The sequence below is a fragment of the Halostagnicola larsenii XH-48 genome, assembly GCF_000517625.1.
Lineage (GTDB): Archaea > Halobacteriota > Halobacteria > Halobacteriales > Natrialbaceae > Halostagnicola > Halostagnicola larsenii.
Genome location: NZ_CP007057.1, coordinates 208,624 through 219,390, shown reverse-complemented (window position 1 = coordinate 219,390; position 10,767 = coordinate 208,624). Strand labels below are relative to the sequence as shown.

13 protein-coding genes and 1 pseudogene are annotated in these 10,767 nt (G+C 54.6%); 7 read left to right on the top strand and 7 right to left on the bottom strand.

The window, feature by feature from the left end; all coding sequences use genetic code 11:
- Positions 1-169 precede the first annotated feature (169 nt).
- Positions 170-2,647, top strand: coding sequence for a PKD domain-containing protein (locus HALLA_RS17365; RefSeq protein ID WP_049954758.1), 2,478 nt, complete (start codon positions 170-172; stop codon positions 2,645-2,647).
- A gap of 171 nt (positions 2,648-2,818) precedes the next feature.
- Positions 2,819-3,049, top strand: a complete 231-nt coding sequence (locus HALLA_RS21185) for a hypothetical protein (RefSeq protein WP_049954757.1) — start codon at positions 2,819-2,821, stop codon at positions 3,047-3,049.
- Between the two features lie 59 nt (positions 3,050-3,108).
- On the opposite strand, the gene HALLA_RS21490 is transcribed toward HALLA_RS21185, so the two are convergent.
- Both HALLA_RS21490 and HALLA_RS17350 read right to left on the bottom strand, forming a co-directional pair.
- Positions 3,109-3,516 carry a DUF7344 domain-containing protein gene (locus HALLA_RS21490; protein ID WP_242406250.1) on the bottom strand — a complete coding sequence of 136 codons (408 nt, stop codon included), beginning with the start codon at positions 3,514-3,516 and terminating at the stop codon, positions 3,109-3,111.
- Between the two features lie 58 nt (positions 3,517-3,574).
- Positions 3,575-4,240: a helix-turn-helix domain-containing protein gene (locus HALLA_RS17350; RefSeq protein WP_049954756.1), complete on the bottom strand. Its 666-nt coding sequence runs from the start codon at positions 4,238-4,240 to the stop codon at positions 3,575-3,577.
- A gap of 189 nt (positions 4,241-4,429) precedes the next feature.
- Here HALLA_RS17350 and HALLA_RS17345 point away from each other — a divergent pair, with 189 nt between their 5' ends.
- From HALLA_RS17345 to HALLA_RS17335, 3 genes are all read left to right on the top strand, one after another.
- Positions 4,430-5,074 (top strand): helix-turn-helix domain-containing protein, encoded by a 645-nt coding sequence (locus HALLA_RS17345; protein WP_049954935.1) that lies wholly within the window; start codon positions 4,430-4,432, stop codon positions 5,072-5,074.
- Between the two features lie 84 nt (positions 5,075-5,158).
- Positions 5,159-5,509 carry a HalOD1 output domain-containing protein gene (locus HALLA_RS17340; protein WP_049954755.1) on the top strand — a complete coding sequence of 117 codons (351 nt, stop codon included), beginning with the start codon at positions 5,159-5,161 and terminating at the stop codon, positions 5,507-5,509.
- Positions 5,506-5,691: a hypothetical protein gene (locus HALLA_RS17335; RefSeq protein ID WP_049954754.1), complete on the top strand. Its 186-nt coding sequence runs from the start codon at positions 5,506-5,508 to the stop codon at positions 5,689-5,691. Before HALLA_RS17340 ends, HALLA_RS17335 begins: the two co-directional genes overlap by 4 nt.
- Positions 5,692-5,949: 258 nt before the next feature.
- On the opposite strand, the gene HALLA_RS21180 is transcribed toward HALLA_RS17335, so the two are convergent.
- The 3 genes from HALLA_RS21180 to HALLA_RS17315 form a co-directional block, all read right to left on the bottom strand.
- Positions 5,950-6,246, bottom strand: coding sequence for a hypothetical protein (locus HALLA_RS21180; RefSeq protein ID WP_197540041.1), 297 nt, complete (start codon positions 6,244-6,246; stop codon positions 5,950-5,952).
- Positions 6,247-6,317: 71 nt separating this feature from the next.
- A complete protein-coding gene (locus tag HALLA_RS21175; protein ID WP_169732156.1) occupies positions 6,318-6,500 on the bottom strand; it encodes a hypothetical protein in 183 nt (60 codons plus the stop codon).
- Complete coding sequence (locus HALLA_RS17315; RefSeq protein ID WP_242406254.1) at positions 6,490-6,789, bottom strand: nucleotidyltransferase domain-containing protein; 300 nt, start codon at positions 6,787-6,789, stop codon at positions 6,490-6,492. Before HALLA_RS17315 ends, HALLA_RS21175 begins: the two co-directional genes overlap by 11 nt.
- 87 nt (positions 6,790-6,876) lie before the next feature.
- On the opposite strand from HALLA_RS17315, the pseudogene HALLA_RS17310 reads away from it, so the two are divergent.
- Both HALLA_RS17310 and HALLA_RS17300 read left to right on the top strand, forming a co-directional pair.
- A pseudogene (locus HALLA_RS17310) lies at positions 6,877-7,161 on the top strand (IS6 family transposase); the annotation flags it as partial.
- Positions 7,162-7,950: 789 nt separating this feature from the next.
- Positions 7,951-9,579, top strand: a complete 1,629-nt coding sequence (locus HALLA_RS17300) for an NAD(P)/FAD-dependent oxidoreductase (RefSeq protein WP_084569102.1) — start codon at positions 7,951-7,953, stop codon at positions 9,577-9,579.
- A 24-nt stretch (positions 9,580-9,603) separates the two neighbouring features.
- On the opposite strand, the gene HALLA_RS17295 is transcribed toward HALLA_RS17300, so the two are convergent.
- Both HALLA_RS17295 and HALLA_RS17290 read right to left on the bottom strand, forming a co-directional pair.
- Positions 9,604-10,407: a helix-turn-helix transcriptional regulator gene (locus tag HALLA_RS17295; protein WP_049954751.1), complete on the bottom strand. Its 804-nt coding sequence runs from the start codon at positions 10,405-10,407 to the stop codon at positions 9,604-9,606.
- Positions 10,408-10,484: 77 nt separating this feature from the next.
- Positions 10,485-10,760: a PadR family transcriptional regulator gene (locus HALLA_RS17290; RefSeq protein WP_049954750.1), complete on the bottom strand. Its 276-nt coding sequence runs from the start codon at positions 10,758-10,760 to the stop codon at positions 10,485-10,487.
- Between the last annotated feature and the right edge of the window lie 7 nt (positions 10,761-10,767).

Below are 10,767 nucleotides of genomic sequence, written 5' to 3'. Positions count from 1 at the left end.
TGGAAAGTATTTCGTAACAAGTATTTTGTACTCCCCCTCCAGATCGGGGGACACAATGCGTCGACGAATGTTCCTGACTGGATTAGGAGTTACAGGTGCCACAGCAATCTCCGGAACAACTGTAACCGGGGCTCAAACGCCCGATGAGGGAGAGACGATTCAGCCGCTGATGTTCGACTCAACGGCGAGCATTTTAAACAGTGAGAGCGAGCCGCTGACTGACGACTCACTGATCGCCGTGTGGGCCGATCCAACCGCGTATAACGGCGACGAAGACGGGAACGACGACGCTGTCTCCTACCCCGAGGATACGTCGATTCCGCTCGTCGTGAGTTCGGATAACGCGGTCGCGTTCGGCGCACCGATCGTACAGAACGACACGGACTTCAATTACGGCAACGAGGAGTTCCTGCTAAACGTCTTCGATGAGGAAATCGACGGCGAGTCGGTCGTTTTCGACGAGGGACACGGCCAGTTCTACGATACCGACGAGTTTAGTACGTTCATTGACTATGCGGAAACCAACGGCTACACTGTCGAGGGGACCACCGATCTGGCCAGTGATCTTGGGGGCGCCGACGCCGCCATCGTTACGTCTCCTGAAGGATCTGCGTTCACCCAGAACGAGCTCGCTGCCGTTACGTCGTACGTCAATGGCGGCGGAACGCTTCTGCTATTCGATCAGTCCGATTTCAGCAATTACGACGCGACGGACAATCTCAACGAGATCGCAGCGGCGATCGATGCTCCGTTCCGATTCAACGACGACCAGGTCTATGACCCCGAGAACAACGTCTACGCGGAGTTTGTTCCAACGACCTCGAACTTCAATACCGAATTCGAATACTTTGAGGAGCGGGAGGGACTGGGCTTCGAACTCGATCGCGACAAAACCTACACTGTCGAGGTTGTAGAGGTCACAGACGGTGATACGATCGATGTGGCGTTCGAAGACGGTCAGGAGGAAGCGATCCGTACGCTTGGATTCGATACCCCCGAAACGGGAAGTGCGACGAATACCGAGCGCGCCGAGGAGTGGGAGGGCATCGAGTCCTATGACTACCTCGAATCGGCCGGCGAGGCGGCGACGGCGTTCGCCCGAGAACAACTCTCTTCCGGTGATACGGTCGAACTCTCGTTCGATTCGACCGAACCCGTTCGCGACGAATACGGCCGCGTACTCGGCTATCTCACCTACGACGCCTCCGGTGACGGCACACGCGACACGTTATACAACCGCCGAGTCGTCGAAGAAGGCCACGCCCGCGTCTATGGCTCCGGATTCGCTCGCCACGACGAGTTCCTCGCCGCGGAGTTCGCGGCCCGCGATGCCGGCCTCGGGGTCTGGTCCGAGAGCGATCCCTCCGACTCCTCACCCATTCGGGACCGACCCGTCGAGGACCTGTTCTTCCCGAACCCGGAAAGCATCGTCACGACAGCAGGGCCCGTCTCCCCCCACCGCGTCCCGGTGTTCGCAGCCTCGAGCGCAACGCGAAGCGGTGCCGAAACGACGTACGAGGGGGACGTTCCGCTGGCGGCCGTCGACTACGACGCTCGACTGGCGTATCTCGGCGCTCCGATCATCAGTGAAACATACGAAGAGGCCGAAGACTACCCCGTCGACACATCGACGTACGAAAATTTCGCCTTCGTGACCGAACTGATCAACGAGCTGAGCGACCGCGAGGACGGTCCGGTGCTGATCGAGGGTGGCCACGGCCAGTTCAACCTCGAATATTCGCTATCGAACGAGGATGCGGCGTACTACCAGCGGTATCTCGAAGGGCAAGACGTCCTCTTCGAGCAGGTGAACGATGTTACAACGGCGGCCGCCAGCGAGCGACTCGCCGAGGCCCGTGCGCTCATCATCACGACCCCGGCGTCTGCGTTCACCGAGAACGAACTCGCCGCCGTCGCGTCGTTCGCAGAGGAAGGCGGAACGGTCGTTCTCATGGGGAGTGCCAGCGCGCCCGGCGTCCAACGTGGGTACCTCAACAACATCGCTGCAGGAGTAGACTCCGATCTGCGCCTCGGGACCGGATCGGTCACCGACGCCGAGTCGAACCTTAACGATGAAGCAACGATTCCGGTGACGTCTAACCTCAACGAAACGGAGGCACCTTCCGACCAGCACCCGATCGCGCGTATCAGTCCCGACTCGACGGAGGCCACCATCGGTGAACGACTTAGCTTTGGAGTTGAGGACACGTCGGGCAACGAACGGTGGATTGACTCCTTAGCGTGGGACCTGGGTGACGGTACCGCCGCGACGGGATGGTGGACGGATCACCAGTACGACGAACCCGGCGAGTACACTGTCACGCTGACCGCGACCGACAACAAAGGAACTGAGACTACAGATACCATCACGATTCCCGTCGAGGATCTAACGCAGCCGATCGCACGTCTCACCGCAAGCACAACTAACCCATCCGTCAACGAACGGGTTACGTTCCGGGTTGAAAACTCGTCAGGCAACGAGCGATGGATCGACTCGCTGGAGTGGACGTTTGGCGACGGAACGACAGCCGAAGGCTGGTGGAACGCCCACCGCTATGACGAGCCCGGTGAGTATACTGTGACGTTGACCGCCACCGATAATACGGGGGCTGAAACCACCGAGACTATCACCATGACCGTCGACTAGGTCGGTAAGCTGAAACAAAGTCGCGATGTTGAGTTGTATTCGCCGACACAATATGTACTATTTATTATTTTTTGAACACTATTTAGATGGTTATTCTCGTAAACTACTGTTCACTACATCTGCGTATTTGCTGCCGAGAAAATTTATGTGATTCTACCTGTTCGTCCAACTATGGGAAAGTATCTCGGGAAAGTTCCGTGGGGTAATCTTTGGCGCTGGGTGGTGAGTTCGTTGTTGTTTTTCTCCGTTTTCGTTTTCTTACTTATTCTCGCCACCAGTGCAGGGGCTCTCAATGAGGGAACGATAAATCCGATACTTCAACTGATAATAATTGCATCCAGTATCATTATCGGTGCCATTGTGGTATGGTCGGACGAAATTCCGTGGCCCGGTGACCCTTGAGACGATAGTACAATTCGGTGTCGAATGGTAGACTCATTCCATTGTACTGAACGATACCTTCACTCGTGGATGTCGTACGGCACGACCAACCTCAGGATCTTCTGTTCCAGTTCACCGCCAATAAACTGGATGTGACCCATTTCAGTCTCATAGTCGATTATCCGAGCCTCCTCCAGTTTTGGAAGATGGGTATGGTGAAGTGCGATCCGGACGCGTTGTCGGTGTTCGTCTGACTCCCGTTTGGCGTCTTTGTCTTGAACCCGGTCTGCAACGCGATCTACGAGCACATCGTATGCCAGTGTCTTCTCGGAAGCGTTGTCCAACGCGTCGAGGATAGCACGTCGATGTTCGTTCGCTACTGCCGACAGAACCGTATCGGGAGAAATCTGTCTCTCACGCCCCGCAGAACCGGAAACCGCATCAATTGACTGGATATCGCGTGTCCCCAGCTTTCGACTCTTATCCATACTCACATAGCGTAGGTCCAACTGCCTGGTTCTGCCCCATGGTGTATAATGGAAACAGTCAGTCCACATGCGCCGCTGACTCGGGAGTGAGAAGTGCGTACCTCCCGAACGTACTAATGGCACGACGCAGTCGCTCCGTTACTGCCTGATCGGAAATCCCGAGCTCGTCGGCTAACTCCGCGGTCGTACAGCCCCGTGGTATGTCGTAGTATCCCAATCGGACGGCAAGCGTGAGCGCTTCTCGTTGGGGCTCACTCAAGCCGTACCATGGACCAGCCTCGGGGTCCGTTGGATTGTATATACGGGTTATTTTCAGGGAGATATGCGCATCCTCACAGCAGTCCTGGCACTGACTCAATCCCTTGCGGTCTGAGAATCGTATCTCGAAATTCCACCCTTCCGGTGCTCCAGCCGCACCCAGTATTTGTCCGTCGTGTTCCAAGATACACTGGAAAAGGTGGTCCTGGCTCGCATCCCAGTCGAGCTTGAATAACGTCCGGTCTTCGAACACGTCCATCTCCGTGACGCTGTTGACAGTTGGATAGCGTTCGACGGTATCGAGAAAGCCGTTTTCGACCGGTTCGTAGACCCAGAAGAGCGGTACGGTAGCGTCCCCACTCGGGACGAGCGTTTCAAGTTCGATAGCCGACGCTTGCTCTAGACTGAGGATTTGTCCGAGTTCAAAGTCATCGGACGGGACACGAATCTCCGTTATCACACTCATGCTCGCTTGTGCGACTAGATTGCCCGGTCGTACAAAAGGAGATGACATGGTGTGCCATGGCCGTCCAGGTATCAAGCGGATTCCCCGGTCGCAGCACACTATCCCAGTCATCAACGGTGCGTTGGCTCGTCTCGAAGCCATGGTACATCACCCATGCTGGTTATCCGCCTGCCGGACGAACGCTTCAACATGGCGACTGTAATGGAGTTTACGAGTCCGGTAGCGGAGTTTCCACTGGGGAGTGTGTTCGAGAATTTGCCGAGTGTGACCGTCGAACTGGAGCGACTGATTCCACACGAGACGCTGATTATCCCGTATTTCTGGGTACGCGGTGCGAAAACGGAGGACATCGGAGCTGCGTTCGAACAACACGCCGGCGTGAGCAACATCCGACTGGTCGATCGCGTCGAAGACGAGTATCTCATGTGTGCCGAGTGGGAGCAAGACTACTTCGGTATCTTGAGTGCGCTTGCCGAGGCCAACGTCGTCGTGCTCTCCGGAATCGGTACGAAAGACGAGTGGCGATTCGAGGTGCGCGCCGAGAGTCAGGAGGCAATCGCCGAATTTCGAGAGTACTGCCAGGAAGACGACATTCCGATAGCGATCACCGCCGTCCACGCAATGCTTCCGATTCAGGGCGAAGGCTACGAGTTGACCGAGACCCAACGTGAAGCGCTGATATTGGCCTACGAGCGGGGCTACTTCGACACTCCACGCGAGACGTCGCTCGAAGAGATCGCTGACGAGCTCGGTATCACCCAGCAGTCGCTTTCATCACGCCTCCGACGCGGGCATCGACGCCTCATTGGAGCGACGCTCAGCAGTTCGTTGTGATCGTTTGGATAGTTTCCCCGTATTAAACCCTCTGTATAATCAGTAACCCTATTGAATCGATTCAGACGGCTAGAATCAGTAGAGATGGCCACGAAGGTATCTGGGGTTGGAGTCGAAGCGGTCAAGTACGCTCCTGAATCTGGGACTGTTCGCACCCAGTTTGATCAGGAGGTGACACCTGCGAGCATGGCTGTTATCGCAACGCTGGCGGACATAATGGACACTGATCCGGTTGAACTCGACCCGCTCCATTCTACTGTTGACCCCGACGAAGTAGATGCGCTCGTCCACGTTCGAAACGGAACGGACGGAGATTCCCACGTTACATTCACGCACGAAGGGCACGCGATAACCGTACACAGCTACGGTGTGATCACCATAACACCAGAACACGAACTCACAGCGGAGAAATACGAAAGGGGCGCGGAAAGATGACTTCTGAGGAGATCGCGCTTACGTCGAAGGAGGAATTGAACGCGGAGCTGAAAGCGCTCCTTCGCAAGGCCTACGAGAGTGGGATCGATGTAGAAGGCGGATTCGAATGTCGGAACGGCGTCGAACATCCTGACTGGGACGTGATCGTCACGGAAGTCGAAAAGAACGAGCATTCGGAGTGACCGACGACGAAGGGTAATCGTCCCAGATAACAGGTCCGTGAGAGAGAAGCGCTGTAAGAATGGTCGCATCGAACGTGTGTCCTCAGCGCAACAGTGGCGAGTATTACGTGCACTACTGGACGGGAGTGCGATCTCTGCAGATCCGATTCTTTGGAAGGCAGAGACGCTTGACCCCGGCGAGTCCCTCACGATCTGGTACGAACCCCATCACGTTCTACTCCCCGAATTGGCGGATATGAAGGACGGGGTTCACATCGCTCACTGAGAGCAGACGCATTCGTGCCGAAGTGTCGCGGCATTCAGGATATATTGGTGAGCTGCTTCGGCAAGTGCCAGCATTGCATCGGCCTGCTCGGCACTGGCAACCGTCTCGCGATAGTACACTTCGGCTCGGTTCTGCTTCCAGAGTTGGGTAAGGCGGTCGGCAAACTCTTGGCTGAACAGATTCACCGTTACGCCTTGCTGGTACACCTCCGTGTGTTCGTAGCGTAGGTCCTCCCCGGATGCGTGTCCACGATGCAGTAGATAAAACTGAATACTGCGCTCAGCGGCCACAAACGAGGTCTACGGAAATCAGAGATTTCTGCGATCCCAAAAACGCTTTGCGTTTTTGAGCACCTCGATTATTACCGTAAGTATCCGTTCTGTTCGTGGAGCGTTCGTGCTGCTTCGAGGAGTCGACAGGCCTTCCGTAACTGGACGAAAGCAGTGTTCGAGACATCCAGATCAGACTCACCAGTTTGTCCACGGGTCTGCTGAAAGGCCACCTCAGCGTTGGTGAGAACTTCGTCGACGTAGCTATCGTCCATTCGTCAGCACCTCCTCTTTGAGTTGGGTGAGAGCGTCGGATCGTTCGAGCGTTAATCCGGTGGCGAAGATTTCCCGCAGTCGATCCCCGTATCGACGTGCACTCTCACCGGATTCGACGAGGACGTGGAACTTGTACCGATCACCATCGAACGGTTGCTCATTCAACTCTGACGTTAGTTCGTCTGCGGTTTGCTGGGCTGTCGCCTGTCCACCGTCGACGAGTACAAAACAATCGATATCGCTTCGTCGATCAGCATCCCCTCGAGCGACACTGCCAAAGAGGACGATTCCGTGGATGTCGTCGACGCTGTCAGTCAGTCTCGTGACGAGTTCTCGAACTGGAGCGTGAAACTCCGCTTGTGGAATCTGGATGATCGGCTGGCTGACAGCGTTCCCAACCCGCCGTCGCGGGTCGCGGTCGACGAGACCGCTGTCAAAATCAACGGCAAGTAGTCTTGGTTATACGCTGCAATAGGCCTCGAGACGAAGTTGTTTGGCCGCCACGGCACCGATCCGATAGCTGAGTTTTTACATAGACTCCGCGAAAAACACGATCTCTCCGGGACGCTGTTTCTCGTCGATCAATTTGGATACCGGACTGCCCTTGCTCGAGTAGGGATGAGCGGTCGGGTCAACTACGCCGACCGAAACCTCATCGAAAACTGTCCCATTTCAGGTACTTAAATCCAGCCTCGTCTCGACAAACCCATCGAGATGGCGAAAACAATACATCAGCAGACACAGTCATTTCCGGAACAAAATCTCAGCCGAGACTGGAGACAGTCACCCACGATTGCGGGCGATTTTTACTCGCTGATCGACGCAGTCGACAGCGAGTTCGTCGCCGATCAGTTCGGAGTTGGCACCTACACCAACACGCACGATTTCGCAAACCATCTCAGAGTCGGGATTTTCGAGGCCATCGACCCGTTCGACACGCTCGCTGAACTCGCTGAAAAGACCGCAACGCACGCAGAGGTGGAGGAGATGGCTGCCTCGACCTTCTCCCGGCACACGAACAATCGAGACTACCGCGCGGTCGTTCGTGTCTTCTTCGAGCTGCTCCGTTACCCCAACTGTATCATCAACGCAGTGTTCAACGAAAGCGCTTCGAGTGGCTCGATCGAGCAGTCGTCGCTCTCGACGGAACAAATCTCGCACTTACCAGGTCAGTCGCTGTCTCGAGTGAATTGCAGGATGACAAGATCGTGGACGAGATCAAGTCAGGTGACCGTGGCCTCAAGTTCAACCTAGCCGCACGCATGGACGGACACGCCAAGCAATTTGAGAAAGGAGGTAGCTACCGCGATCGATCAGTTTTACTTGACGAAGGTTTTCTACGAACAGAATCACGAAATGAGATCTACGCATACGCTGCAATCGACTCACGATCCAAGTACTACTTATCAAAAATATTACTAACGCCTCCGAGTCACACTCCAGTACTCAATGAAGGACGATTACGACGTTATTATCGGCGGATCAGGAATAGCTGGGTCGGCTTCTTCGATGATTCTTGCCGCGAACGATCTCGATGTACTGATGATTGAGTCCAAGACACATCCACGGTTTGCGATCGGTGAGGCGATGCTGCCGTTAAGCGCTGTGTGGATGTGGATCGTCGGCGAATACTTCGATATCCCTGAAATCAAATATTTGAGTGATGCAAACAAGGTAGTAGACAACATTACCCAATCCTGTGGCGTCAAACATTCCGTGGGGTTCGCCTACCATGAACCTGGAAAGTCGTTCAGTGGGAGGCATGCACACCAGCTGGTACCTCCGGAGATGCCCTTTTATAAAGAGAGCCATCTGCTACGCGAACACGTTGATCACTATCTCGTCCAATCCGCCGAGGAATACGGCGTAGAATATGTCGACGAAACTCCGATAACTGATGTAGAAATCAACAACGAGAATGTATCGGTGACTACCAACGACGGAACGATTAATGGGGCGTTCTACATCGATGCCACGGGCGGCAACTCGATCCTGGCTGAAAAAATGGGCTATCCAGATGAACAGCCGGCTCTCGAGACGAACTCTCGAGCGATTTTCACCCACGTCGAGGGCCTAGAACCGTTCGACGACCTCATAGAGGAGTCGGACCATCCCCAACAGTCTAACTCCCTTCACGACGGAACCCTGCATCATGTATTCGACGGTGGGTGGATATGGGTTATTCCGTTCGATAACTTTGAACGATCGACCGAAACCAAAGCGAGCGTCGGGTTACTCCTCGATCGGAGGAAATATCCGTGTGACGAGTCGCTAAGCGCTGAAGAGGAGTTCAACGAGATCATCGGGGAATTCCCCGATATCGAGCGTCATCTCGGAACAGCTGATCCGGTGAGACCGTGGATACGGACAGGTCGATTACAACGGAGTTCGAACCAGTCCTCGGGTCACCGTCATTATCTGACCAATCACACGTACGGATTCGTCGATCCGCTCTACTCACAGGGGCTGGTTCACACGTTTGAATCCGTGTTTCTCTCGACGACCCTCCTTATAGAGGCCTTCGAGACAGAAGACTTCTCTGCAGATCATTTTAGCCCGATAGATGCTCTACACAGGAGACAGCTTACTACTGCTGATCTACTCGTTAGCAATGGATACAATTCGATGGCTGATTTCGAGGTGTGGAACGCATGGACACAGATGATACTCGCAGAATCTATCTTTCCGGACTTGTATATCCAACGCCATTGCTTGAAATACTTCGCGTCGGGTGACCTCGAGGAATTCGAGTCGCTACTTCAGGAATCCCGTCCTGGAGACCAAGCACCGTTCGAATCAGAGAAAGAGGAGATGCTGCAGACGATGTCGGAGACGCTAGATGCCTACAATGCTGGTAAAATCCCTCCAGAGACGACGGCAGAGCGGATATTCAACGAGATGAAACACACCGAGTGGTTACCGAAACACGTCTACGATTGGGGCAACGAGGAAGAGCGTCACATCGACTTCTCGGATCCCGAGATAACAGGTGAGTTGCTCACGTGGGGCAAGACGGAAGCGCCAGCGCACATCCGTGAGGGTCTTTTCGACTTCGAGATGCCGAATCCACCGGAGTGAGTAGCGATCGAGCAGTCATCCAATTTACGTTTTCTCGGTTGTCTCGAGCCAACTCTCCAGTGTCTGAGATCGATCGCAGTAATAACGATGGAGGCGGTGAGCCCACTCAATCGCCTCGGGGTCGTCCGTATCCACCAGTGCGCGTGGATAGCCAGTCTCGTCGTCATGGACGGTGAATGCGAGTCGGTTATCAAAAACGCCGAACTGGGCCGGAATCGGTTCGCTCGTGATACGGATCTGTGCCCGCGGCCCCTCCATCCACGCCGACTTCATTTCCGGATATCGTTCGAAATATTGTGTCGCGGCTTGGGGAGTCCAGATACTGTCCACTTCGACCGTCCCGCGGAGCTTTGGTTTGAGTTCCTCGACGATATCCGGAGGAATCACGCTAATACTTCGAGCGCCTTTCACGCGCTCTGTATCGCGCCAAAATCCAAGGTAACGATCGTGCATCTGGTAGGGGTCTTCAGGCGTCGCCATCGTTACTGTCGCTCCCGCTAGCAGGCCGATTTCGAAATCAACCGGGCATACGTGTAGTTGTTCGACGAGATCCGGACGTTGCGCCGAGACGTTCAGTTCTTGGCAGAGGTTTCTCACTTCTTGGAGAATTATCGCTCCAAAATCCGTAAGCGCATGGTTGCCGTCTACAGTTGTGATGAGTTCCGCGTTACGGAGGGTTGTCAGATGGCGATTAATCGTCGCTCGTGAGTAATCGAGGGACCGTTCGAGTTGGTGGCTCGTGATCTCCTCTTCCTTCTGGAGTGCTGTTAACATCTCGATATGGACGACCACAGTTTTTGTGAGTTCAATCCCCCGTTGACCTTTCATACTCGTACCAGAGATTCACATCACAAAACTATACGGTTTGAATCGCTGAAGACGCGGGTATGCGCTCGCACTATGTGTCACGATTCAAGGTACTGGTTCTCCCAATCCCGACGTTCTTGGATTATGTCTTTTCCTGCATCTGTGATGGCGTAATAATTCGTTCGTCTATCCAGTTGGCCTTTCTCGACGAGTTGTTTGTTCACGATCGTATCGAGGTTTGGATATAGACGGCCGTGGTTGATATCTGCATTGTAATACTGTTCGGCTTCCTCCTTGATGTCCTGACCAGATGGCCGGTCGGCACCGTTGATTACATACAGGAGGTCACGTTGGAATCCAGTGAGGTCGTCCATTTCACCA